This window comes from Amycolatopsis sp. NPDC059027, assembly GCF_042739735.1.
Lineage (GTDB): Bacteria > Actinomycetota > Actinomycetes > Mycobacteriales > Pseudonocardiaceae > Amycolatopsis.
Map to the genome: position 1 here is coordinate 86,824 of NZ_JBHYIK010000025.1, position 24,287 is coordinate 111,110.

Consider the following 24,287-nt stretch of genomic DNA (forward strand, 5'->3'; position numbering starts at 1 on the left):
TTTTTTGCCCTTCCGCCCCAGTGGCACGCCCAGTTTTAAAAATGCTGAGACCTGCTCTCGGCCCGGCTGTGTGTGCCGGTAAGGAGGCCTTCACGGACCTGTGGGTGGCGTCAGATCGAGTAGTCCACGTTGGCCAGCAGCGCGTTGGGCCGCGCCTGCACCCGGACCTCGACGTTCGACGCGGTGTTCGACGGCCACTTGATCGTGCCGGACCCGGACTGTCCACAGCCGACGGACTGCCACTTGTCCGGGTTGCGGGCCTTGCCCATCCGCGCCTCCACACACGCGTACTGGTTCGTGCCCGACTGCACGTTCCAGGTCACCTTGACCTTCCCCTTCCAGCCGCTCGCGGGGCTGGTGTAGGAGCACTGCTTGGACACCGGGCCCCACTTCATCAGCGCGCCGGACGCGGTGCCCTGGCACATGCTGCTGGCGTTCAGTTCCGCGGCGGAGGCGGAGGTGGCGGTGAAACCGGCCGACAGGGCCGACATCGCCAGGGTCGCCGTCACGGCGGCGACGACGCGGCCGCGCTTCGTCGACTTCGTTTCGCTCATGTGGACACTCAGACTTTCTCGTTCGTGTGACTCGTGATCAATCGGCCGGACCGGGTGCCGGACGGCCGTGGGCGTCCCGCGTAGCCTGGCCACCCGGTCCGGCCGCCGGGAAACCCCCACGGCTTGGCCGGAGCCGGGGGCCCGCGGTTGCCGAGGCCAGAATCGCCCGGTGGAAGCGCTGTCCGGTAGGCCCGGACGGAAGTTCGGACAAGGGGAGACGTGGCGGACGAGGTGGTTCCCGGTTCCTGCCGAGAGCGGCAGGAGGCGATCGCGCAGTTCGCGGCGGAGTTACGCGAGTTGCGGTCCGGCGCGGGCGATCCGTCGTTCCGGAAGATGGCCGAGGCGTCCGACTTCGTCTCCCGGACGACGTTGCACGAGGCGGCGCAGGGCGTCCGGATGCCGTCGTGGGAGACGACACGGGAATTCGTCCGGGTCTGCGGTGGCGACGAGGCCGAGTGGAAGGCGCGCTGGCAACGCGTCAAGGACCGCCCGGAAACCGGCGAGCCACCGACCCCGGAGTCCCCGGCACCGGCGCGGCGGAGCTGGTCGACCCGCGCCGTGGTGCTGCTGGCGAGCGTGGCCGGCCTGCTGTGTGCCGCGCTCACGGCCGCGGTCGTCGTCGCGATCACGCCGTCCGTTCCGACCGCGCCGGAACAGCAGCAGGACTCGCCGGGGCCGCTGGTTCCCGGCGACGTCAGCCGATTCGTCGTCGACGTGAACTACCCGGACGGTTCGACCGTCCGGACCGGCGAGAAGTTCACCAAGGTGTGGGAGATCGAGAACGCCGGGACCGTGGCCTGGCACGACCGCTACCTGCAGCGCCGGGAACTGCCGGTCGACCCGGGGGACTGCGTGACCCCGGAACGCACGCCGGTCGGGGACGTGCTGCCCAACGAGCGCGTGAAGATCATGATCCAGGTCACCGCGCCGCCGGTGCCCAAGCAGTGCACCGTGAGCTTCAAGATGGTCGACGGCTCCGGGAAGTCGTTCTTCCCGACCTCCCGGCCGGTGTACCTGTCGGTGAACGTCGTCGGCTCCTGATCCCGCCGACGGCGAGAATCCGTTGGTATCAGGCAGTTTTGCCACCCGTGCCGGGTGTGCGAGATCCCTACGCTCGCAGGTGGAGCGCGCGAATTCGCCGCTCTGTCCCAAAAGTAAGGGGAACCGGTGTACGCACAAGTCGTCTTGTTCGACGGATTCGACCCGCTGGACGTGATCGCGCCGTTCGAGGTGCTGGTCGCGGGCGGAATGGCCACCGGCGGTGAGCTGACGGTGGAGCTGGTGTCGGCCGAAGGGCCTCGTGAGGTCGTCGGCGGCGCGGGCGGGCTGAGCCTGCGCGCCACCGCGGCACTGGACCCGGACCGGGCCGGCATCGTGCTCGTGCCCGGTGCGTCGGGCCCGCTCGAAGACCCCGACGACACGGGTGTCGACACCATCCCCGTCCTGCTGGCGCGGACGCTGGAGACCGAGCTGCCCGGGCTGCTGGGCCGCGCACTGCGGGATCCGGCCGTCCTCGTCGCGACGGTGTGCGGCGGTTCGCTCGTGCTGGGCATGGCGGGGCTCATCGAGGGACGCCACGCCGTCACCCACCACCTGGCCATGGACGCGCTCGCCGCCACCGGCGCGCACGTGGTCGACGCCCGGGTCGTCGACGACGGCGACCTGGTCAGCGCCGGCGGCGTGACCTCCGGCCTCGACCTGGGGCTGTACCTGCTGGAGCGCGAACTCGGCCCCCGTGTCGCCCGGTCGGTGGAACAGCTGTTCGCCTACGAACGCCGTGGCACGGTCTGGCGTGGCGAAGGGCTCGAACCCCGGACCACGTTCGACGCCGTGGCGACTCCGGCGGGTGCGGCATGAACGTGACCGGAAGGTGGCAGCTCGACATCCGCACGCCGATCGGACGGCAGACCGGGACGCTCGAACTCACCGAGACCGAAAGCGGCCTGGCCGGGATGGCGCGCGGCGAGACCGGCGACGTCGCCTTGCGCGACCTCGCACTCGACGGCGACCGGCTGACCTGGGCCCAGTCGATCACCCGCCCGATGAAACTCGATTTGCGGTTCGACGTCCTCGTCACCGGCGACGCGCTGTCCGGGACGGCCAAGGCCGGGCGGCTGCCCGCGTCGAAGGTGACCGGCACCCGGATCTCCGCCCATCCGGAAAGCGCCAGCGGCACATGACCTTCCGGTCACTGTTGCGGGTACTGGGCGAGGCCGTCGTGCTGCCCTTGGCCACGTTCGCGATCCTGAGCGCGGTGGGAGTGCCGGAGGTCTGGGCGCTGGTCGGCTCGGCCACGACGTCGATCCTGATCGTGGCCGGCCGCTACCGCCGGACCGGCACCGTCTCCACGCTCGGGCTGATCATGCTGGCCCGGTTCGCGGCGGGCGTCGTCGTCGCGCTCGGCACCGGGGACGCGACGCTCACCCTCGCCAAGGACCCGGCGTTCACCGCGCTGGTCGCCTGCGGAGCATTCGGCACCCTGTTCGCGGGCCTGCCGCTGACCGCGCGCATCCGCCGGGAACTGGCCGCCGACCCCGCGGCCTTCGACAGGCTGTGGCGCGCCCGCCCCGGCTATCGCCGCGTCCATCGGCGACTGACCGTGCTGTGGGTGGCGGGGCTCCTGCTGGAGTCCGCGGCCGGGTTCGTCATCGTGTACACAGTGGACTTCACCGGCGCGGTCGTGCTCACCCGCCTGCTCGGCCCGCTGGTGCTGATCGTCCTGAGCGCCTGGACCGCCTACCGCGACGCCCGGGGCCTCCTCGCCGGAGGGTCGGCGGGCCCGGCGCCGCGTCCGTCCACATCGGACCCGCTGCCGGGACACGGCTGACGCACCCTGCGACGGTGCCGCGGAACGGGTCCGCTATAGTTCTCCCCGTTGCCGACGGCACGCGCGATTAGCTCAGCGGGAGAGCGCTTCCCTGACACGGAAGAGGTCACTGGTTCAATCCCAGTATCGCGCACGACTCGGGTTTTGCTGTAAAGGGGACGTCGTGGCCGACGTCCCCTTTACCGTACGCGTCGTGCCGTGCTGACCCGGGGGCCGAGCCCCCGGACCCCCACGGTGCGGTAACTCTCGACCCAGCGTGGTTGCCTTTCTGCGAACGGTGGCAAAGACTACAGCTCACCGGCCCCGCAACGCCATAGCGGACTCGCCAGAAGAAACCATTGCTACACCAGCATTCTTGATCCGCCTGCGGCCCAGGGCACAGCGAATGCCCTGGTCACCCGGCTAGCGAACCCGGCCGATCATCGCCTCGCGCCCCGTGAATACCGCGTCATCGCGAGTCGGCATCCACTGCGACTCGCGACGCTCGGGGATATGACACAGGCACTCAACCCTGCGCATCACCATGTGAGCCCACCTCGAACGCCCGGAAGCCGCCGCCGAGCCGATGGAGAGCTACGTCTCCAAGACCATTGCGATGTCCGGCCTCGACAGCACCCCGCTGACAGCAGTCGACCTGCTGGTCTTCATCTACGCCATCGCCCAGGCCTGGTACCTCACGCCGACCGGCCTGCTGCGTGCGGACGGCTCAGATCCCACCGACCCCCGGGCGAATCGCTGACCACCGCGCCTCGATTGTCACCGTGGTCACCCGGTTTGTTCGTTCCGCACGAGTCTGACGTCGACCCCCATTCGAGCAAGACGACGATGGAACCGAGGGCGATATCTCCAGGCTTTCAGAACGTACGGGTTGACCTATGACCCGGCGTTCGCGGTCGCCTCAGCCCACATACTGCAATCGTGAACAGGTCAACGAAGCACTCGACCAGCCCCAAGGGACGCTTGGCACCGCAGTCCCGTACCGCCGAATTCACGCTGCCCGAGGGAGGGGTGGACACGCTCTTGCACACCTTGGCCGGCATCGATTCCGAGCTGCCCGTCTTCGTCTACGAGCGCATCGACCCTCTCACCCGCCAGCCGCTGACCACCTGGATCGGGCTGCGCACCGACGCCACACGCGTGCAGGGCACGGATACAGCCGCAGCGCTGCGGGCAGCGACCGTGGCTGCTCGCGCGGACGGGCCGCACGGCGGCGTGTTCGCATTCCTCGGCTATCCCGGCCCGCACTCCACCGTCCACGGCGACGCGGGCATTCCCGATGCACTGCTGATGCGGCTGATCGACTACCTCACGATCGATCACCGGACCGGTCGTGGCCGGGTGGTGCACACGTCCACCGAACCCGATCCCGAGCGGACGCCAGAGCAGTGGGCCAGCGCCTGCGGCTCGGGAACCGCGACCTCACTCGACCTCACCTCGCACGAGGCGGACTTCCAGTGGACCACGCAAACCTCGGCCGAGCAGTACACCGCCGGCGTACGTGCCTTCCAGCAGCGCGGGGGCGCCAGCGGAGTGGTGCTGTCGGTCCGCGTCGCCAGCGAGCACCGCGCCGAGCCGATGCACAGCTACCGGGTGCTCCGGACGGTCAACCCTTCCACCCGCATGTTCTTCCTCCGGCACGACCAGTTCGCGCTGTGGGGGGCGACGTCGTTGCCGCTGCTGCACCTCAGTGACGGGCACATCACCGCCGAGACCGACGGTGCCACGCATCCCGTCGCGGACGAGGAACACCATTGGCAACCCTCCCCCAAGGAACTGGGCGAGTACGAAGTGGTCGCCGACGCGCTCGTCGAGGACCTCGCGCACGTTGCCGCCCCAGGCACCCTGCAGCTGACCCGTGAACGGGAGCAGCGGGTCTTCTTCGGACTCGGGCACCTCTTCGCCGAGGCCCAGGCCGAACTCGCGCCGGAATGCGACGCGGTCGACGCCGTGCTCGCGATGCACCCGCACGGTGCCACCGTCGGTCATCCGCGTTCCGCCGCACAGACCTTGATCGCCGAACTGGAACAGCTCCCCCGTGGCCCGTTCGCCGGGCTGGTCGGCCTGTTCACCGCCGAGGAGGTGGACGCCACCGCGGTCACCCGCTCGATGTGGACCACTCCACGTGGAAGCGTCACCCAGGCAGGCGCCAAAGTCGTACCCGCCAGTGTCGCCGAGCACGAGTACGCGGAGTCGGTGCTCAAAACGCGCGCACTGCGTGTGACGGCACGCCGGGCTTCCTCATGAACACCGGACCTCACGATGGAGCGACCCCATGATCATCGACCTCACGATGGAACTGCATGAGGGCATCACCGCCTACCCCTCACACGGCCGGTCGGTGCTGTCGCTGTCGCCGGTGATGAAGCACGCCGACTTCCTCGGCACTGGCCGTCGCACCCGCTACGCGGACCTTCCGGTGTCCTTCGAAGTGAGCCAATGGATCCTGAGCGACCAAGCCGGCACGCATATGGATGCGCCCTTCCACGTCGACCCCGCCCACTCCGTGACCATCGAACGGGTGCCGCTGGAGACCGCGTGGGGCCCGGCTGTCTGGCTGGACTGCACGACGGCGGCCACGGAGTCCGGGGCGGTGTCCGCGCAGGCACTACGCGATGCGGCCGACGAGGCCGGGGTCCGTATCGAACGCGGCGACATCCTGGTTCTGCGTACCGGTGCGTCGGATGACGCGGTGTCCGATCCCGCGGGCTACGCAACCACATTCCGCGGGCTGACCCGCGATGCCGCGGAACATCTGCGCGCGGTAGGTGTGCGGTGCCTGGCGATCGACTGTGTCACGATCGAATCGCCGGCGACGGCGGCCACCGCGGACGTGCACACCATCTTGCTGCGGCCCAGCGCGTTGGGGCTGCCCGACTCCGACGTCATCGGCGTCGTGGAGAACCTCGTGCACGTCGACACCATCCCCGTTCACCGGTTTCACTTCGCCGCTTTGCCGTTGCCGTTGCGTGGCGCCGCCGGCAGCCCGGTACGCGCGGTGGCCGTGGTCGAAGGCATCTGAGGCGGCGATGGTGATGCGTTACGGCTATGCGACGGTCGGACTGCCCACTCTCGCCCCGGACGAAGCGATCGAGCATGCCGCCGCGGCGGGCTACGCCGGGCTGGAATGGAAGGTCGGGGAGGCACCGCATGCGGCGGGAAGCTCGGCCGAGCAGTTCCTGCTGGGCAACCGCACCACCATCGCGCTGGACGATCCGGCACAAGGCGCACGGATCGCCCGGCGAAGCGCTGCCGCGGGACTCGCGGTCATCGGTGTCGACCCGTACGTGGCTGTCGGCGATGTGACGACCCTGGACCTGGCCTTGGCCGTCGCCGAAGCGGCCGATGCTCCCCAGGTCCGGCTGCAGGGTCCCCGCTTCGGCGCGGACGGGGCGGGCTACCGGCAATTGTTCGCGAGGTTTCTGGAGTTCCTCAGCGTCGCCGAGCAGCGCGCGCACCGCAGGGGGATACGGCTGGTCGTGGAGATTCACCAGCAGACGATGTTTTCCAGCGCGGCACTGGTCCACCGCCTGGTCACCTATTTCGATCCGGCACACATCGGGGTGATCTACGACGTCGGCAACCTGGTCGTCGAAGGCTATGAAGATCACCGGATCGGCACCGAACTGCTCGGCCCGTACTTGCATCACGTCCATCTGAAAAACGCCCTACACCGTCCCTCCGCAGGCCCAGGGCCCGTTCGAGTACATCGCCCGGTGTGGAGCCCGCTCGACGAAGGCGAAGTGGACGTGCTCGGCGTCTTGGCCCACCTCGACACGATCGGTTATCAGGGGTGGGTGACGATCGAGGACTTTTCGACGCAGCGAACCCCGCTCGCGACATTGCGCCACAACGCGGACGTCCTGCGTGCCTGCAACGCTCCCGGATGGCTCGACCGCGAGGAAGCCTGACACGTGTCTCTCCTCTTGCCGGTCATGAAACCGGACTTTTCCTTTACGAAGAACCGCGTCCCGCCTGGATTCCGACGAGGTAGCCACGGTCGAGATCGTGCTCGCTCAGTGGTGTGCCGGTGAGCTTCAGGCTGTGGCGCACCAGCTCCGAGAACATGGTCGTGGTGGCAGCGGTGTCGCGAGCAAGCCAGATCAGGCACAGCGGCGGAGCCACCACCGCGGGCGCGATCGGACGAAACACCACGTCGAGCCGTCCCGGCAGCACGGCGCTCTCGGGAATGACTGCGACCCCCTGACCCGCTGCCACCATCCCCACCACAGCCTGGACGCCCTGTACTCGCGCCGCGAGCTCGGGCTGGAACCCGGCCGCGGCGCAAGCCAGGTGGAAATACTGCGGGAAACGTTCCTCCAGCGGAGTGAGGATGAATTTCTGGTTGCGCAGCGCGGCGATCGGGACGGACTTCTCGCCGGCCAAGGCGTGGTCTCGCGCCATGATCACGACGGCCTGCTCCATGCCCAGCGGCATGGCCAGCAACGTGCCCGGACCTTGAACGGTCGACAGGGGTGGCCGCCCGAACGCGACATCGGCCACGCCGTCCAGGACGGCCTGGACCGCGTCGGCGGTGCGCTGATACTCCACCGGGTGCGCAACGACCTCGGGATGCTTGCCCCGTAGCGCCCGTAACACCCGGGGCAGGACCGTGGCGAACGACGATGTCAGCGCGGCGATTTCGATCTTTCCGACCTCACCACGCGCCACCCGGCGAGTCTCCAGCCGACTCCGTTCAACGGCGTCCAGCACTGCCCGGGCGTGGTCGGCGAATACTTCCCCGGCCGCGGTGAGTTCGGAGCCACGCGGCCCGCGATCGACCAGCCGCACACACAGTTCCTCCTCGAGCTGTTTGATCTGCTGGGAGAAGGGCGGTTGCCGGATGCCGACCGCCGCGGCCGCCCGACCGAAGTGCCGCAGGTCGGCGAGCGCGAGGAAGTAGGTTAGGTGTCGCAGCTCCACGTCACGCCTCCACTAGTCCGAGCGACCGACAGAAGAGTCTATGCCGCAGCGGGCACGACCGGCGCCCCCTCCTGATTCTCCGCGGAAAGGCCAAATGAGCAGCCACGGTCCGCGCCGCGGTTGCCGATGCGCGGGCATCGTTGCGATCCTGCTGGCGATCTGCTCCTTCGTCTACGCCAACGCCTCCTCGAAGGCTTCGACGGCGTCGGCGGGGGAAAGGCGCGGAACGCCCATCGCCGCGATCCGGTCCCACAGCCCGCCCGCGCCCATGCCGAGTACGACACGGCCGCCGGAAAGCGCCGACAGCGACGTCACGGTTCGTGCGAGCACCGGCGCGGGACGGGTCGGCAGGTTGGTGACGTTGGCGAAGGGATGGTCCGAGAGCGAGATGAGGTCCAGCCGTTCCCGGTCGGCCTGCTGGGCCATGCGCACCAGTTCCGGTCCGTCGGCGACCTCGCTGTGCGCGCCGAAACCGAACACGACTTCCTGAGTGGACATTGGTCAGACCCTTCTTGAGTTCGCACTGCGAACTATATTAGTTCGTAGTGCGAACTGCAAGCGAAAGGTGTGGCCGTTGCCGCCTAGTGTCCGTGCTCCATGAAGACGACCGGGACCTCGTTGTCCAGCACGACGCGGCCGAGCAGCCCGGCGAGCGTCTGGCGCTCGGCGGCGCTGAGCCCCGACGGCAGTTCGTCGACGCGGCGGCAGGTTTCGGCGTAGAACTCTTCCGCGAGCCGCCGGCCTTCCGCGGTGAGGGTGACCCGCACCGCGCGGGAGTCCACCGGATCCGGTTCGCGACGGACCAGGCCGTTGCGCTCGGTGCGGTCCACCAGGCCGGTGAGGCTCGACTTGGCCAGTCCCAGCGTGGCGCCCAGTTCGCTCATGCCGTAGGGCTGCGCCATCAGCACGCACAGCAGCTGTCCCTGCTGGGGTGTGATGCCGTGTTCCCGGCTCGACTCGGCATATACCGCGTTCACCAGGAAGGCCGACCGCACCAGTGCGGTCACCACTCCCATTCGGCCGCCGTCATTCTTCTTGCCCACATCGCGAGCCTAACATTTCGCGCGCTACAGTTCGCAGGACGAACTTCCTGTGCGAGGGTCGCTCCCGGCCCGCCGGACCGGGAGCGACCCGGCGGGGTCAGCCGAGGGCGAGGGCGACCAGCCGGTCGTAGCCGCCGTTGAACACGTCCTGGTCGATCGGGCTGTCGCTGTACTGCCAGAAGGTCCAGATGTCCCAGTCGAAGGGCAGCTGGCCGGGGCCGTCGGCGTAGCGCGCCACCCAGAGCGGGTTGGTGGTCTTGAAGCCCGCCAGGTTGCCGGTGCACTGCGACCACCACGACGTCGCCGTGTAGATGACCGGCCAGACCCCGGTGCGGTTGTGGTACTGGTCGCTGAAGTCCTTGACCCAGCCGATCATGTCCCACTGGCTGTAGCCGTAGCACGCGGAGCCGTTGGGGTTCCATTCGATGTCGAGGGTGCCGGGGAGCGTCTTGCCGTCGGTCGACCAGCCGCCACCGTGATCGACGAAGTAGTCCGCCTGCGCGGCGCCGCCGGACACGTCGGGCCGGGCGAAGTGGTACGAGCCGCGGATCATCCCGACGTCGTAGGAGCCGTTGTACTGCTGCGCGAAGTACGGGTTCGTGTAGTCGGTGCCCTCGGTCGCCTTGACGTAGGCGAAGCGCTTTCCCTGGCCCCACTGGGAGTTCCAGTCCACATTGCCCTGCCAGCCGCTGACGTCGATGCCGTAGACGGCGTCCTCGACGCCGAGGGCCGGCGCGGTGACCCGCCGCGGGCCGGAGCCGGTGCGCTCGTGCGCGCGCACCTGGGAACCCATCGGGTGATCCGCCTGCCGGATCAGCCCGGCGAGCGCGGGAGCCACGCTCGGGTCCAGTCGTGGCCCGGTGGGCTCGGCGGCGTTGGCCGTCCCGGTCGTACTGAGCGCGATCAGGGCGGCCGCGCCGAACAGGGCCTGCCATCTCCGTCGGTGTCCGAACATGATCATCGTCCTTTCGGTCCGCTCGCGGCGACCCCCAGACCCGGTCACCGGGGCATCCGTTGCTGAACGACGCATTCTGACTACGTCAGGTGAATTCATTACCGACGTTTCGGCGGTATGCCCGGTTCCTGGCCGGAACCGGCCAGGAAATGCGGCCGAACGGCCTCACTCACCCGAGGGAGCGGGCCGTTTGCGGACGTGCGGCTGCCCGGGGTGCCGGTGCTGGACGGAGATCTCGCGTGACTGGAGGCGTAACTCGCGTGATCAGGCGGAGATCTCGCGTGTTCAGCGGGGGGATCCGTTTGTCATCGGGATGTCATCGACCGGGATCTACCGTCAGCGGGTGGTGATGGCGGAGGAAACCGGGTCGGGCCGGGTGATCGGCGGGCGGTACCGGCTCGTCGGGACACTGGACTTCGGCGGGATGGGACGGGTGTGGCGGGCGCACGACGAGGTCCTGCGCGCCGACGTCGCGGTCAAGGAGGTCTGGCTGTCCCCGGCGATGACGGCGGACGAGCGACAGGAGCGGCTGGCGAGGGCCGAACGGGAAGCCCGCAACGCCGCCGCGCTGCGGGATCACCCGCACGTCGTCGCGGTCCACGACGTCGTCGTCGAGGAGGACGTCCCGTGGATCGTGATGCGGCTGGTTTCCGGACGGTCCTTGGAGAAACGCCTCGCCGACGGTCCGCTGTCCGCCGAGGAGGCGGTCCGGGTCGCCGGTGATCTGCTCGACGCCCTCGAAGCGGCACACGGCGCCGGGATCGTCCACCGCGACGTCAAACCCGCGAACGTGCTGCTGGCCGAGGACGGGGAAACGCTGCTGGCCGACTTCGGCATCGCGGTGCACCACGCCGACACCACGATCACCGGCACCGGAACGCTCATCGGCTCGGTCGAGTACATGGCGCCCGAACGGCTCAACGGCAAGGACGGCCTCGCCGAAAGCGATCTCTACTCCCTCGGGGTGACGCTGTATCAGGCGGTCGAGGGACTTTCCCCGTTCCGCCGCGGCACCCCGACCGCCACGCTCACCGCGGTCCTGCTGGAGGAGGCCCCACCGCCCGAACATGGCGGCGTGCTCACCACGCTGATCACCCGGCTGCTGGACAAGGACCCCGAGCAGCGGCCGGGCATCGCCGAGGCGCGGGCCCTGCTGACGGCGTCGGCGACGAAGAAGCTCGGCGACCCGGCCGACCGGACCGAAAAGCTCGACAAGCCGGTCAACGAGACCAGGAAGCTCGAAGAGATCGCCGAACCGCCGAAAACGCCGCCGAAGACCACTTCTCCGGTTCTTGTGGGGAGCGCGGTGGCCGGTCTCGTCGTCGTGGGCCTGGTGGTCCTGCTCGTCACGCGGGGTGCCGTCAGCTATGTCGCGTCCAACCTCTTCGGGAAGTCGGCGTCGACCAGCTCCTCCACGAGCGCGACTCCATCCACCACGGAACGCACCACGCCGAGCACCACTCCGTCGCGGTCGCGCACCACGTCCACCACCCGGGAACGGACCACCCCGCGCGCCAAGCCCGCGGATCTCGACAGCGAAGCGGGCGACACCACTCCGCTGACGGCGTCCGCGTTGCTCGCGGACTCGTTCACCGATGACAAGAACGTGCGCTATACCCGGACGAACGGCGGCGTCCGCAACTGCGTCACCGAATATCTGAGCCAGGAGGTGCGGGATCTCCTGCGCCGCTCCGGCTGCGACAAGGCCGTCGCCGGGACGTACCGCGACAGCTCCGGCAAGGTGCTGGTCATGGTGTGGGTCGTCCCGATGAAGAACGACCAGACCGCCAAAACCGCCTACGACGCCTATGATTCCGGCTCCTGGGGCATCATGTGCCCTGGCAGCGGGCCCGGAGCCGAGATCTGCGACGACAACAAGGACACCAGTCGCGCGGTCCGCGGCGGCTACAGCAGGCAGACGCACCGGTACCTGATCAAGTCGAATGCGTTGTACATCAACCTGTCCCGGGACAGCGGTGCCAAACCGGCGCTGGTGTCGGCCGCGAGCGCCGCCGTCGACTCGGCAGGGCCGATGAACCACCCCGGGAACCGATGAGCGCCCAATCCTCTACTGTGGACAGTCAATCGTGGCCGATCAGCACGGGATGACGTCGTTGGCCGCGGACCGGGCGGCAGCGGCCGGTGCCGTAGCAGGGCACGTGTGCCCACACCGTCTTGCCGTCGCGGTGGGGATCCTGCTCGACGCCCCAGGCCGCGGCGAGCCGGTCGACCAGGAGCAGGCCGCGCCCGCGCGGATCCCGGGCCACCGGGAGGGCCATCATCGGCTGCCGGTAGGTGAGGTCGGCGACCTCGATCCGGACGGCGCACGGGGACACCGACCGCCACAGCTGGATGTGCCGCGGCCCACCGCCGTGCTCGAAGGCGTTGGCCACCAGTTCGGTGGCGACCAGCAGCACGTCACCGCGGTGGATCTCGCCGAGACCGGTCAGCTGCCGCGAGGCCCACGCCCGCATTTCGGCCAGCGCGCGAGCCGACGCGTCCCGCAGGTCGAGTACCCACGTGCCCGGAAGGACGTCCTCGGCCACTTCGGTCATGGCGGTACTCCTCTCCGGAGACGTGTTCCTCTCGGCTGAAGAGGCGTGCACAGGGGGTATACCCAGAACGGCGAAAATCAATCCGCGCGGCAACGTCGCCGCGGGCAAGGGCGTGTTCCCTCCGGGGGGCAGGAAAGGGGAACGTCATGCGGAAGACACTGGTAGCCGGGGTGTGCGGCGCCGCGCTGATCGGCGCGGCCCAGCTCGCGACGGCCGAGCCCGCGGCCACCGGGGAGGTCGGGTGGACGCTCCTCCCGCTCGAAGTGGAGCCCGGCGGGCAGATCTACGCGCAGACCTACTTCGGCCAGGGCAACGGCTGTGCGCCGACCACGCCGGTGACCTCGCCGGGCTTCGCCGCGCCGCTCCAGTGGACGATCGGCGGGAACTGGGGCAAGCACGGCGGTTACGGCACTGTCGTGAAGACGCCCGGCAAGTACACCGCGACGTTCACCTGCTACGACGGCAGGGTCGCCTCGAAGACGTTCACCGTCATCGGAACCCCGCCGACTTCGCCACCTGCCACGACGAAACCCGCGCCGCCGAAGACGACCGCCAAACCGCCCAAGACCGGCACGTCCCAAGTCCCGGTGAAGCCGGTGGGAGCACCACAGACCGGCGCCGGCGGCACGGCGGGATGACCTGGTCGTTCACCGGCCGAAGGCGGTCAGGAACCGGTCGCGGAACGCGTCCAGCTGCCACACCGGGGCGCGCGGGCCGGGTTTCAGGCCGTCCTGCCAGCCCCAGCCCGAGATCCGGTCCAGCACGGCCGGGTCCCGGGCGAGGAGGGTGACCGGGACGTCCCGCCCGGCGCCGGCGCCGGTGACCACCGGCGGCTGGTGGTCACCGAGCAGGACGAGGACGAGGTTGTCGTCGCCGTAGGTCCGCACGTAGGAGATCAGGGTGTTCAGCGTGTAGCCGAGGGACTTCCCGTACGCGGCCCGCACCCGGTCCGGATCGGGCCACACGGACTCCGGGGCCTCGCCCTGCGCCGGCATCGGGCCGAAGACCGTGCCGTCGCCGACGGCGTTCCAGTCGACGAGCCGGGGCAGGGGAGTCCACGGCGCGTGGCTCGAGACGAGATCGATCTCGGCCATCACCGGGGTGTGGCCCGGCGCGCGCTCGGCGCGCTGGAAGGCGGAAAGCGTGTACTGGTCGGGCATCGTGGCGTAGGAGAAGCCGGGGCCGCGGTAGCCGACGTCGCGGGCGTCGTAGTACGACTCGAAGCCGTAGAACCTTCCCTCCGGCCAATCGCGGGTGTGCGCGGGCACGTCGTGGACCGTTTTCCAGCCCGCGCGCCCGAAAGCGCGGGTCAAGGTGAGCCGGTCGGTCCCGAGCAGCTGCTCGTAGCGTTGCTGATTGTCGATCCACAGACCGGATTGCAGCGTCGAATGGGCCAGCCAGCTCCCGCCGCCCGTCGTCGACGAGGTGAGAAACGCACTCCTGGCACCGAATCCGGCCGCGCGCAGCCGCTCGGTGCCGTCGTCGAGCATGGCGCCGATCCCGGGCGCGAGCCGAGGATCCTCGAGAGCCACCCGTCCGTAACTCTCGACGAAGGCGAAGACGACGTCCTTGCCGCGCAGCGCGGTGAGCAACCGGTCACCGGGTGTGTCGCGGAACGCGTCGACGCGGACTTCCTCGGCCAGCGGCCGCCGATTCCGGAGATCGGTACGCACCTGGCGGAGGTCGTCGTAGGCCAGCGCGACGGCGCTGCGCGCGGCGACCGGTTCGCCGGGCGCGACCTGCACCCCGGCCAGATCGCACACGATCCAGACGACCCCGAGCACGGCCAGCACCCGGGTCGACGCGGTGCGGCGTCCTGCCACGGCCCGGCTCAGCCGTCGCACCGCCATCGTCACCAGGACCACCATGGCGAGCGCGAGCACCACCACGCCGATCGCCGCGGCGATCGCACCCGGTTTACCGAGACCGCCGGAGAGGAAATCGAGGCCGCCACGCAGGAAAGTCCAGTCGAAGACCGGGTCGAACGGCCGGTCGAGGGCCGCGAAGAAACCCATATCGACGATCTTCACCAGGGTCAGCAGCCCGAGCAGGACGCCCAGCACGGTCGCCACCACCCGCCTCGGCCGCGGCGGGAGGACGAGCAGGACAGCGATCCCGACGAGTCCTTCGACCGGGACACGCACGAACATCGCCGGGGTGAGGTGGCTGATCTCGTTGGGCGCGAGGAGCGCGAACAGGACGAGTACGAAGGCCGACGCCGTGGCCAGCTCTTCGGCCCGAGGAAGGCGTCCTCGGCCGGGCACGCGGAGAAAACGAGACGACGGCAAGACCGCACCTTCCCTCCACGCGGCGATATCGGCCGGGCCCCGGCACCGTCCCGTGCGGCATCGCGGCCCCGAGAGTAACTACGGCGTGGCGCCGTCATCGGTTCACCCCGGCCCCCGACTGTCCACACCGGACATAGGCCGAACGGACGCGCCCGGGCCCGGCGCGCGGTGCCGGGGCACCCGAGAGGTTAGGCTGCGCGGCGTGTTCCGGGCTGTACGAGTCCGGGCGGGTTCCAGCTCGAAGGAAGTAACCATGGCGCAGAAGGTTCTTGTCCAGATGATGGACGACATCGACGGTGGCGAGGCCAGCCAGACCGTTCCGTTCAGTTTGGACGGTGTGCAGTACGAGATCGACCTGTCGGACGACAACGCCGAAAGCCTGCGCGAGGGGCTGGCCCCGTTCCTGGCGGCTTCGCGGCGCGTGGGCGGCCGGAAGGTCCGGCTGGCCGCCGGCCAGTCGGTCGCGGCCGCGACCGCGGCGCCGGCTCCCGTTTCGCAGGCCGACCGGGAGCGCTCCCGCGCGATCCGGGCGTGGGCGCTGGACAACGGCTACGAGGTGTCGGAGCGCGGACGAATCCCGCGCGAGGTCGTCGAGGCGTTCGAGCGGGCGGAGGCCGAGCCGGAGCCGGTGAAGGCGCCGCGCAAGCGGGCTTCCCGGAAGAAGGCGGGCGCCTCCGCGTGACGTCCGGTGGGACGGGCCCCGGCTTCGCGGCCGGGGCCCGTTTCGCTGTACGGGTCCGGCCGCCGGATGTCGATGGTGGTACCCCGGCCAGTCGGGGGGCTGCCTGACCGGAGTACCACCACGGCATCAGAGAGGGGCGGGGCGGCGCCCGGATGACGCCTGGGACATCGATTCACCCAGAAGTGTGAATGGATGTCCGCTGACCTGCGGCGCCACCCGGCTCAGGCAGCCGGGTTGTCCCCGTGGGTGAGGGTCTCCCAGGCGAGGAAGTGGTTGTCGGTCCCGGCGGGCCGGGTGCGGGCCAGCAGCGCGGACGTCTGCGGCATCGGGACGCCGAGCTGGTTGTGGTAGCGGTTGTAGGCGGTTTCGAGAACCGGCCCCAGCCCCTTCTTCACCTTGCCGCCGCACAGCCAGGACGGCACGGCCGCGCCGAGGTCGTACCCGGCGTGGAACTCCAGCGCCGCCACCAGGCGATCGCGCATCTCGCCGAACAGATCGGGCCCGCCCTGCAGCTTCGCCGTCTCGGCGACGTGGCTCGCCGCGACCAGGCCCCAGCCGGTGTGCCCGAAGTCGCGGCACGTCTCCTGGGCGAGGCCGTCGACGAACTTCGTCTGCCCGTGCCAGTACTTGACCAGCGCGTCCCGGTCGTCGGGCATGCCGGGAGCCGCCTTGGGGAGCGCGCCGTCCGAGCTGACGTAGACGTACGCGGGGACGCGGCCCCGCCAGGTGTTCACGGCCTTGTCGTAGGAGGCGCGGTCGTCGAGGAACACCGAGATCCCGACGGCGGCGTCGGTCATGATCAGTTCCCAGTTCCCGTTGGCGTGCGAGCCTTTCAACAGCACCGGGAGGTAGACCTTGCGCAGCATCGTGGCGAACTGGGCCTGTTTCGCCGCGGGCCAGGCCGTCGAGGTCGCGCGGACGAGTTCGCCGGCGCGTGCCCAGGAGACCCCGGCCCAGCCGGTCTGCAGGGGCGCGTTGCTCAGCGAATGCTTCGTGATCGTGGCGGCCCACGCGTCCATGAGCTCGACCGCTTTGGCGGCGTAGGCCTCGTTGCCGGTGAGGTATGCCATCAGCGCGTCCGTGTAGGCCGCGAGGGCGTCGGTCCGTTCGTCGGTGCAGCCGATGTCCGGCTTCGAACTGGGCCCGCACTGCACGTCCGCGATCGGTTTCGGCGTGCGGCTCAGCGAGGCCAGCGGGCTGGCCTTCATCTGCGCGAAAGCGGACTTCCACGGTTCGGCGCCGGCGTCGATCTTCCGGCGGACGAAATCGAGACTCTGCTTGGTGTCGGACACGCCCGGATGTGTGAAGGACGCGGACGCGGCGGCGCGCGCGATCGCCGGCGTGCCGGACGCGGACGTCCGCGTCAGCGCGACGACGCCACCCGCGGCGATCAGCGCGAGTACCGCCGCCCACAGCACGACGTGACCGCGGTGGAACAGGTGCGGACGGGGCTGCCCCATGGACTTCTCCCTCGTGTTGACGTGGTGCGGCGTGGATCGCCAAAATACATCGGATTACTGTCCGGGATCTAGTGCGGGCGATCGTCCTGATCACCGGGATTAAGCGGTAATAGATCAGATGTCTGCCCCGTCCCGAGGTGCGAAGTTCGGGGTGTGGGACAGTCGACCCGACGTGTGTCACCTGCCGCCTCGGGACCGGTCATCGGCTGTGATAGCTTGAAACGAACTGGGGCATCTGTGCGAAAGCTAATGCTGCGCGGTGTCCCGTCGAGGGGCCGGTAGCTCAGTTGGTTAGAGCAGGGGACTCATAATCCCTTGGCCGTCGGTTCGAGCCCGACCCGGCCCACCCTGATATATCAGGCCCTGCTCGAGGATTCTCCCGTTGTTGTGACCTGGGCGTGACCTGTCGGATCGCGCTCCGGGTTCCGTTCGGGCTCCGTTCTCACTGTCGTGCTGATGGCGGGCTTAGGCTAATCGCTTTTCGGGGTGGGCCGGCAGGTGTTCGGTGTGGTGAGCTTTGGCTGTATATAACGAGTTGCGGGGAATAGTGGGTTGTCAACGGTCGTCGTGATCTTCGCGCGTCCGCCGACATACCCCCTTGGCGCGTGTTGTGTTACCCCTGTCCGCTAACTGCTGGACTCGTTCGCGGGCTGATCGACAGGGGACCTGCGCGGTGGGCCGGGGTGTCGGGGAGCCGACCTGGGTGTCGTCACGGTGGGTCCGGGGCCGACGATCGGTCGGTGGTCAGGTAGGCCACCGCCATGAGAGCAGTCCGGATGCGCCACTGCTCCCAGGTCATCCCGTCCGGGGCCGCGTCGATACTGAGCGCGCGGTGCATCGCCGAGGCGGTGATGATACGACTGATGAACCCCAGCTCCGCGTCCGCGTCTTGGAGCCGGACCGCTTCCCGGTGTGGTGCGGCTGCCTCGACCAGCAACCGCCGCAGGGCGGCCAGGCCCTCGGCGCGCTGGTCCGGGACGGGCCGCAGGCGAACCCCGAAGATCTCCGGCAGGAGGCGTCCGCTCTCGGCCATCCAGTCCACAACCGCAGCGGTGTAGGCATTGATCACCGACTCCAGATCGGCCAGCGGGTCCCGGAGTCGAGCGGTGAGCCGGTCCCCGAACCGGGCGAGCATGCGGTCCTTGACGGCGCGCAGGAGCAGTTCCCTGTTCTCGAAGCGGCGGTAAACCGTGCCGACGGAGACCTCGGCGCGGGCAGCGACCGCGCCCATGGTGACCGCGTCGGCGCCGCCTTCGATGAGCAGGTCCTCGGTCGCGGCGAGGAGCTTGGCCTTCGTCTCGCGGCTGCGCCTGCTGCGGGGCCCGCACGCCGACCGTCATGTCATCGGCCGTCCCCACCCTCGACGGGCCGCCTCGGGCTTGAAATGCCCGTCCAAAAAAAATAGAAAGCAGTTCCCGTGAGCAACATTGCGCTTTACACATTCGGCCTGCTCGACCCCGCCATGGAGCTGGCCGCGCTGGACGACCTCTCCAGCCGGGGCGACGAGATCTACAGTGCCGGCGACCACGCCCAGGGGTTCCTCGGCCGAGCCGAGGACGACTATGACGGAGACGCGGTACACGCACCCGGAGAAGATTTCGGGCGCTGGGGATCCTACGTGCTACCCCTGGGTCTTCCGGGCTTGGCGGGTCACGATCCGCACGTCCACATCGCGACATTGAGCCTGTGGCAGGACGTCGAGAGCGCACGTCTGTTCGTCTACAGAGGATTGCACCGCGAGGCTCTGAAACTCAGGTACGACTGGTTCCTGAAGGGGTCCTGGCCGGGGCATGTTCTCTGGAACGTCGAGGACGGCTCGGTGCCCCGCTGGTCGGACGGCGTAGCCAGACTCGAGGCTCTTGCCCGGGACGGAGAGTCCGCACAGCGCTTTACCTTCGGCTCGCGATGGGCCGAGCATGACGGCGCAGCGAGGTCAATGGGCTGCCAATGGAATCCGCCGACCAGGGCGAACGCGGGCACGGGGTGGACAAGATCCCGCGCTATCTGTTGCCTGATCCCAGGCGTGAAGGCGACGTGCGCAGGCTAGTCTGCGAGGCGCGCTGTCGTCCGAGCAGGTGACACAGCCGGCCGGCCTGACCGGAGAACCTTCCACGCGAGCAGCGGCGACGAGGATCAATTCCCACGCCCGCTTCTCGGCATTTCCGGACGTTTAGTCGCCGTCGCTATTGATCGCTCCGCGCGGTGGATCTGGAACGTGTTCTCTTGGTGGATCACCTGTTTCCGGCGGGCCCACGACGGGCAACGTGGTGGTCCCTTCATGATCTCCGGGTGTGCGGGCTTGGGGTCTCCGGGTTGGCGGATGCCGCCACCCGAGTGGGAAGCCGTAGTCCTGATCAGCTGCGCGCTTGCCGAACAGTGCATATAGGACACTATGAGTTCTGCTCGCCGCCAATCACCGCGAAGCGGGGATGCTTCCCGTCGGCGTGCGACATTCGCGTAGTCGCTTGTAAAGTCGGCGCTATGGCCTCTCCCGATGCTGACCCCGTGCGCACAGTCCTGCCGACCGAGGCGGAAAAGCTGCCGGCGGCGTTCATGGATGCTTTCAATAGCGGTGACGCCGAGCGTGTCGCCAGCTTCTACAGTGCATCCGCGGTGCTCGTGCCCAGCCACGATCACCCGGTCGCCGGTAACGACCTGCTCGCCGCCAACCAGGGCTTCCTCGACTTCCGGCTTCCCATCGACATTCGGCTCCGGCACGCCTACGTCGCAGGCGACATCGCTCTCCTCATTACCAACTGGTCCCTGCGCGGCACCGCACCCAATGGTGAAACCGTCGATCTCTCCGGCACGGCGACGGATGTCGCCCAGCGAGGTACCGACGGATACTGGCGCCTCGTCATCGACAGCCCCTTCGGCACCCAGGAAGAACTGCCGTGACCGGCAGGCAATCAGCGAGGGACTCCCTGCAGGGGTGCTGAGCATCATCGCCGGCTGCTGACGGCGCAGGGAGTTGACGATGCACGACGCTCCGCCGGCAGCGGGTCGGGATCGGCGGTTGTGGTGTCGTGCCTGGCCGGTCAGACACTGATCACGTCGCCGGGGACGTCACCGTCGAGGCGGCCGGTCACCGGCCGCACGGTGGCCGTATCGGGGGCGACATACCGATCCTGACGAGGATCGAATCGGGTGCCCGGCGCCAGCACGTGGTGGGGCGCGTCGACGGCTCGGCGGCAGCCCCGATGAACGGGGCCAGACGATCACATGCGGCAGGGATCAGGCACGATCGCGCAGCGGGCACGGCTGTCGGTGGGGTACCGAAGTGCTTCAGCGTATTGCGTGCACCGAAGGCGTCCTTCGGCACTCCCGCCTCCAACGCTGGTTGACTCTTGTTCATTACATTTGTAATGTAAGCGCGTCCGGGGGTGCGCGGAAGGAGACCGCATGGCGAGCCGGAAGGGGCAGCGAGCGCCCGCGGAGATGAAGCGCGCGCTGCAGCGCGCCGCCGTCGAAGTCGTCGCGCGCGAAGGGATTCGCGGGCTGACCTATCGCGCGGTCGCCGGTGCGGCCGGGGTCACCACGGGCGCGGTGCAGCATCACTTCTCGTCCATCGACGACCTGCTGCGCTCGTCGCTCGACTGGGTGCTCGAGGAGAGCGCCGAAAACGGTCTCCTCGGCGCGCGGGCGGGGATCTTCGCGGGCGGGCCGGACGTGCGGAAGCGCTTCGCAGAGAGCGCCGACATCCAGATCTTCCAGTACCGGCTGGTCGTCGAGTCGGCCGGCCGGGCGGAGCTGCGGCCGGGGGTGCAACGGCTGTACGAGAGCTACTTCGGCGCGGTGGCGAAGGATCTCGCCTCCATCGGGGCCCCGCCGGGCGACGGGCTCACTTCGCTCGTCTACTACGCGCTCGACGGGATGTTCCTGCATCAGGTCGCCGACCCCGGGGCCGACCCCGGTGCGGCACTCGACGCGCTGCGCGCGCTGCTGAAGGCGAGCGGCGCCGCGAAAACGTCCATCGTGGACACCTGACCTCTCGCCGCCGCTGTTCGCCAATGACCCGCGTGTCCACTGTCGACACGGGGGCATTGATCATTTCCTTGTACTGCAACGGAAAACCCCGGGTAACGAGACGAATTCGCCGCGGCCTGGGTGTTGACTTCATCAACACTTGAGTTCAGACTCGGCGCATCGAGGTGCCACGCTCCAGCGCACCCGATCGCGTTCCCCGGCCACCACGGCCCGAATCTCCGCTGTGAAAGGCGTTCCGATGTCAGACACCGCTGTCGCGACCCTGCTGATCGAGGGGAGCTGGGCTGCCGCGCCCTCGGCTTTCGACGTTGTCGACCCCGCGAGTCTCGAGGTGATCGGCCAGGCCTCGGACGCCGGCCCCGAGCACGCTCGTTCCGCCGTCGACGCGGCCTCCGCGGCCTTCCGCGGGTGGGCCGAAACGGATCCGGAGACGCGCGGCGGCTACCTGCGTGCCGGGGCGGCCTCCATCCGCGCCGGTCGTGACGAACTTGCCCGCTTGCTCAGCCAGGAAAACGGAAAGCCGCTGGCCGAAGCGGCGGGCGAGCTGGCGGGCGCCGCGCGCATGCTGGAGTGGGCCGCGGAGGAGGGCCGCCGCGCCAACGGGCGGGTGACCCCGGCGAACGCGGCGGGTCCCGGCCTGGTGCTGCGTAGCCCGGTGGGCCCGGTACTGGCCATCACGCCGTGGAACTTCCCGGCCAGCATGCTCATCCGCAAGGTCGGGCTCGCGCTGGCTGCGGGATGCACCGTGATCGCGAAACCCGCCGAGCAGACGCCGCTCATCGCCACCGCGCTGCTCCGGATCCTGCAGGAGACCGGCCTGCCCGCGGGCGTGCTCCAGTCGCTGACCACGACCCGGCCCGCGGAACTGGTCGATACCCTGCTCGCCGACCGCCGGTTGCGGAAGGTGAGCTTCACCGGGTCGACGGAGGTCGGCCTGGGACTGTTGCGCCGCACCGGTTCCGTGCTGCGCCGGACGTCGCTGGAGATGGGCGGCCATTCCCCGGCGATCGTCTTCGGGGACGCCGATCTCGAAGCCGCCGCAGCCGGTGTCGTGACCGCGAAGTTCTTCAATGCCGGTCAGAGCTGCACCGCGGTGAACCGGCTGTACGTGCACGAGAGCGTCCGCGACGACCTTCTGGCGTTGATCGAAAAGAAGACGGCGGCACTACGGCTCGGCCGCGGGGACACCGACGGCGTCGCGATAGGACCGTTGATCGATGAGGCAGGGCTCGCGAAGGTTGAGCGTCAGGTCGCCGACGCCGTCGAGAAGGGCGCCCGGGTACTCGTCGGCGGAAGCCGTTGGGAGCCCGAGGATTCGGCTCTGCGAGGCCATTTCTTCCAGCCGACCGTCCTCGTCGACGTCACTCCCGACATGCTGATCGCCCAGGAAGAGACGTTCGGTCCCGCGCTGGCCGTGTCGACGTTCTCGGACGACGAAGAAGCCGTCGCTCTCGCCAACGCGACGGAATACGGCTTGGCCGCGTACGTGTTCGGCTCCGACCTCCGGCGCATCTGGCGTGTCCTCGAACGGCTCGACTTCGGCGTGATCGGTGTGAACGACCCCGCCCCGGTCCGTCCGGAACTCCCGTTCGGCGGGCAGAAGAACTCCGGCCAGGAACGCGAAGGCGGCAGTGAGGGCATCGAGGCCTACACCGAGGCCAAGGCCGTCGCGCTGCGTTTCTGAACCGCCCGCTTCCGAACCGTCCACATCGGAAAGGACCTCGATGACCAGCACACTGTCCACAACGGAGCTGTCCGAACTGGACCGGAAAACCCTGGTGCACCCGCACACCGTGATCGGCGCGCCCGATGAGCCGCTCGTCCTCGACCGCGGCGAAGGCGCCCTGCTCTGGGACACCGACGGCCGCCAGTACATCGACGGCACCTGCGGTCTGTGGCAGTGCCCGGTCGGACACGGGCGCGCCGAACTCGCCGCCGTAGCCGCCGAGCAGATCGGCAGGCTGGAGTTCTTCTCGTCCTTCGGGGACTACTCCAACGCCCCGGCGATCCGGCTCGCCGACCGGCTGCTGAAGCTCGCCCCCGAAGGGCTCGAACGCGTCTTCCTCACCAACGGCGGCTCCGAAGGCAACGAGACCGCGATCAAGCTCGCCCGCCTCGCCCACCACCACGCGGGTTCGCCGGAGCGCACGGTGATCCTCGCCCGCACCGGCGGCTACCACGGCATGGGCGGCGGATCCCTTGCCGCGACGGGCATCGACGGCCTGCGCGCGGGGTTCGGCCCGCTGCTGCCGGACGTCGAATGGCTGGGCAAACCGCACGGCATCGAGCACGGCCCGGACGCCACCGACGTCCTCGTCGCCGAGCTGGAACGGCGCATCGAGGAGATCGGCGCGCACCGCATCGCCGCGTTCATCGGCGAACCCGTCCTCGGCGTCGGCGGCATGGTCCCGCCGCCGGAGGGCTACTGGCCGCGGGTACAGGAAGTGTTGCGGCGGCACGGAATCCTGCTCATCGTCGACGAGATCGTGACCGCCTTCGGCCGGACCGGGCACTGGTTCGGCAGCGACCACTTCGGCATCGAACCCGACATGATCGTGCTCGCGAAGGGCATCACGAGCGGCTACATCCCGATGGGCGCGGTGCTGATCGGGCGCCGGGTGCTGGACCTGGCCGACGGCGCCACGTTCCTGCACGGGTTCACCTACAACGGCCATCCGGTCGGAGCGGCGGTGGCGCTGGCCAACATCGACATCATCGAGCGGGAAAACCTCCCCGAGCGCGCCCGCGTCCTCGGCGCGCGTCTCCGGGAACGGCTCGACCCGCTCACGAAACTCCCGCACGTGCGCGAGGTGCGCGGGGTCGGACTGATGCTCGGCATCGAGTTCGACGGCGTGCCCACCGCGTCCGTCCAGTCCGGCTGCCGCGCGGACGGCGTCGTGGTGCGCGCGTCGGGCGCCAGCATCGTGCTCTCGCCGCCGCTGGTGATCACCGAGGAGCAGCTCGACACCCTCGCCGACGTCCTGTGCCGTCACGTCGCGGCCGCCGCGGGCTGAGG

The 24,287-nt window shown here is 69.2% G+C and carries 24 protein-coding genes, 2 tRNA genes and 1 pseudogene; 18 read left to right on the forward strand and 9 right to left on the reverse strand.

Features of this window, described 5'->3' with window-relative positions:
- Positions 1-110: 110 nt before the first annotated feature.
- Positions 111-554 (reverse strand): hypothetical protein, encoded by a 444-nt coding sequence (locus ACFWY9_RS19150; RefSeq protein ID WP_378324097.1) that lies wholly within the window; start codon positions 552-554, stop codon positions 111-113.
- 219 nt (positions 555-773) lie between these two features.
- Here ACFWY9_RS19150 and ACFWY9_RS19155 point away from each other — a divergent pair, with 219 nt between their 5' ends.
- From ACFWY9_RS19155 to ACFWY9_RS19195, 9 genes are all read left to right on the forward strand, one after another.
- Positions 774-1,595 (forward strand): NBR1-Ig-like domain-containing protein, encoded by an 822-nt coding sequence (locus ACFWY9_RS19155; protein WP_378324098.1) that lies wholly within the window; start codon positions 774-776, stop codon positions 1,593-1,595.
- 126 nt (positions 1,596-1,721) lie between these two features.
- On the forward strand, positions 1,722-2,411 hold the full coding sequence (locus ACFWY9_RS19160) for a DJ-1/PfpI family protein (protein WP_378339405.1): 690 nt from the start codon (positions 1,722-1,724) through the stop codon (positions 2,409-2,411).
- Entirely contained in the window at positions 2,408-2,734 is a 327-nt protein-coding gene (locus tag ACFWY9_RS19165; protein WP_378324100.1) for a hypothetical protein, read from the forward strand. Before ACFWY9_RS19160 ends, ACFWY9_RS19165 begins: the two co-directional genes overlap by 4 nt.
- Entirely contained in the window at positions 2,731-3,381 is a 651-nt protein-coding gene (locus ACFWY9_RS19170; RefSeq protein WP_378339406.1) for a VC0807 family protein, read from the forward strand. Before ACFWY9_RS19165 ends, ACFWY9_RS19170 begins: the two co-directional genes overlap by 4 nt.
- A 61-nt stretch (positions 3,382-3,442) precedes the next feature.
- A tRNA-Val gene (locus tag ACFWY9_RS19175) sits at positions 3,443-3,514 on the forward strand.
- 432 nt (positions 3,515-3,946) lie between these two features.
- Positions 3,947-4,120 (forward strand): hypothetical protein, encoded by a 174-nt coding sequence (locus ACFWY9_RS19180; RefSeq protein ID WP_378324102.1) that lies wholly within the window; start codon positions 3,947-3,949, stop codon positions 4,118-4,120.
- Between the two features lie 179 nt (positions 4,121-4,299).
- On the forward strand, positions 4,300-5,625 hold the full coding sequence (locus ACFWY9_RS19185) for a chorismate-binding protein (RefSeq protein WP_378339407.1): 1,326 nt from the start codon (positions 4,300-4,302) through the stop codon (positions 5,623-5,625).
- Positions 5,626-5,653: 28 nt separating this feature from the next.
- Positions 5,654-6,400, forward strand: coding sequence for a cyclase family protein (locus tag ACFWY9_RS19190; RefSeq protein WP_378324104.1), 747 nt, complete (start codon positions 5,654-5,656; stop codon positions 6,398-6,400).
- Positions 6,401-6,407: 7 nt separating this feature from the next.
- Positions 6,408-7,289 (forward strand): sugar phosphate isomerase/epimerase family protein, encoded by an 882-nt coding sequence (locus tag ACFWY9_RS19195; RefSeq protein ID WP_378324105.1) that lies wholly within the window; start codon positions 6,408-6,410, stop codon positions 7,287-7,289.
- 43 nt (positions 7,290-7,332) lie between these two features.
- On the opposite strand, the gene ACFWY9_RS19200 is transcribed toward ACFWY9_RS19195, so the two are convergent.
- The 4 genes from ACFWY9_RS19200 to ACFWY9_RS19215 form a co-directional block, all read right to left on the reverse strand.
- Entirely contained in the window at positions 7,333-8,301 is a 969-nt protein-coding gene (locus tag ACFWY9_RS19200) for a LysR family transcriptional regulator (RefSeq protein WP_378324106.1), read from the reverse strand.
- Between the two features lie 171 nt (positions 8,302-8,472).
- Entirely contained in the window at positions 8,473-8,799 is a 327-nt protein-coding gene (locus tag ACFWY9_RS19205; RefSeq protein WP_378339408.1) for an LLM class flavin-dependent oxidoreductase, read from the reverse strand.
- 83 nt (positions 8,800-8,882) lie between these two features.
- Entirely contained in the window at positions 8,883-9,317 is a 435-nt protein-coding gene (locus tag ACFWY9_RS19210) for a MarR family winged helix-turn-helix transcriptional regulator (RefSeq protein WP_378339431.1), read from the reverse strand.
- A gap of 124 nt (positions 9,318-9,441) precedes the next feature.
- A complete protein-coding gene (locus ACFWY9_RS19215; RefSeq protein WP_378339409.1) occupies positions 9,442-10,299 on the reverse strand; it encodes a lysozyme in 858 nt (285 codons plus the stop codon).
- 349 nt (positions 10,300-10,648) lie between these two features.
- Here ACFWY9_RS19215 and ACFWY9_RS19220 point away from each other — a divergent pair, with 349 nt between their 5' ends.
- Entirely contained in the window at positions 10,649-12,355 is a 1,707-nt protein-coding gene (locus tag ACFWY9_RS19220; RefSeq protein ID WP_378339433.1) for a serine/threonine-protein kinase, read from the forward strand.
- 25 nt (positions 12,356-12,380) lie between these two features.
- Here the strand turns inward: ACFWY9_RS19220 and ACFWY9_RS19225 are convergent, their stop codons facing one another.
- Complete coding sequence (locus ACFWY9_RS19225) at positions 12,381-12,854, reverse strand: ATP-binding protein (RefSeq protein ID WP_378324110.1); 474 nt, start codon at positions 12,852-12,854, stop codon at positions 12,381-12,383.
- Between the two features lie 146 nt (positions 12,855-13,000).
- Between ACFWY9_RS19225 and ACFWY9_RS19230 the strand changes: the two genes are divergently transcribed.
- Complete coding sequence (locus ACFWY9_RS19230) at positions 13,001-13,492, forward strand: hypothetical protein (RefSeq protein ID WP_378339410.1); 492 nt, start codon at positions 13,001-13,003, stop codon at positions 13,490-13,492.
- A 9-nt stretch (positions 13,493-13,501) separates the two neighbouring features.
- Here ACFWY9_RS19230 and ACFWY9_RS19235 read toward each other — a convergent pair whose 3' ends face one another.
- Entirely contained in the window at positions 13,502-15,142 is a 1,641-nt protein-coding gene (locus ACFWY9_RS19235) for a sulfatase (protein WP_378339411.1), read from the reverse strand.
- Positions 15,143-15,395: 253 nt separating this feature from the next.
- On the opposite strand from ACFWY9_RS19235, the gene ACFWY9_RS19240 reads away from it, so the two are divergent.
- Positions 15,396-15,824 carry an Lsr2 family protein gene (locus tag ACFWY9_RS19240; protein WP_378324115.1) on the forward strand — a complete coding sequence of 143 codons (429 nt, stop codon included), beginning with the start codon at positions 15,396-15,398 and terminating at the stop codon, positions 15,822-15,824.
- A gap of 221 nt (positions 15,825-16,045) precedes the next feature.
- Here ACFWY9_RS19240 and ACFWY9_RS19245 read toward each other — a convergent pair whose 3' ends face one another.
- Positions 16,046-17,284: an alginate lyase family protein gene (locus ACFWY9_RS19245; protein ID WP_378339413.1), complete on the reverse strand. Its 1,239-nt coding sequence runs from the start codon at positions 17,282-17,284 to the stop codon at positions 16,046-16,048.
- Between the two features lie 272 nt (positions 17,285-17,556).
- On the opposite strand from ACFWY9_RS19245, the gene ACFWY9_RS19250 reads away from it, so the two are divergent.
- Positions 17,557-17,630 (forward strand) — tRNA-Ile (locus ACFWY9_RS19250).
- Positions 17,631-17,993: 363 nt separating this feature from the next.
- Here the strand turns inward: ACFWY9_RS19250 and ACFWY9_RS19255 are convergent.
- Positions 17,994-18,557, reverse strand: a pseudogene (locus ACFWY9_RS19255) (TetR/AcrR family transcriptional regulator); the annotation flags it as partial.
- Between the two features lie 144 nt (positions 18,558-18,701).
- Between ACFWY9_RS19255 and ACFWY9_RS19260 the strand changes: the two are divergent.
- The 5 genes from ACFWY9_RS19260 to ACFWY9_RS19280 all read left to right on the forward strand — a co-directional run bounded on the left by ACFWY9_RS19260 (position 18,702) and on the right by ACFWY9_RS19280 (position 24,285).
- Positions 18,702-19,331 carry a DUF3291 domain-containing protein gene (locus ACFWY9_RS19260; protein ID WP_378339415.1) on the forward strand — a complete coding sequence of 210 codons (630 nt, stop codon included), beginning with the start codon at positions 18,702-18,704 and terminating at the stop codon, positions 19,329-19,331.
- 434 nt (positions 19,332-19,765) lie between these two features.
- Positions 19,766-20,182 (forward strand): YybH family protein, encoded by a 417-nt coding sequence (locus ACFWY9_RS19265; RefSeq protein WP_378324120.1) that lies wholly within the window; start codon positions 19,766-19,768, stop codon positions 20,180-20,182.
- 504 nt (positions 20,183-20,686) lie between these two features.
- Positions 20,687-21,271, forward strand: coding sequence for a TetR/AcrR family transcriptional regulator (locus ACFWY9_RS19270; RefSeq protein WP_378324121.1), 585 nt, complete (start codon positions 20,687-20,689; stop codon positions 21,269-21,271).
- Between the two features lie 238 nt (positions 21,272-21,509).
- Positions 21,510-22,955: an NAD-dependent succinate-semialdehyde dehydrogenase gene (locus tag ACFWY9_RS19275; RefSeq protein WP_378339416.1), complete on the forward strand. Its 1,446-nt coding sequence runs from the start codon at positions 21,510-21,512 to the stop codon at positions 22,953-22,955.
- A gap of 40 nt (positions 22,956-22,995) precedes the next feature.
- Complete coding sequence (locus tag ACFWY9_RS19280) at positions 22,996-24,285, forward strand: aspartate aminotransferase family protein (RefSeq protein ID WP_378339417.1); 1,290 nt, start codon at positions 22,996-22,998, stop codon at positions 24,283-24,285.
- The last annotated feature ends 2 nt before the right edge of the window (positions 24,286-24,287 follow it).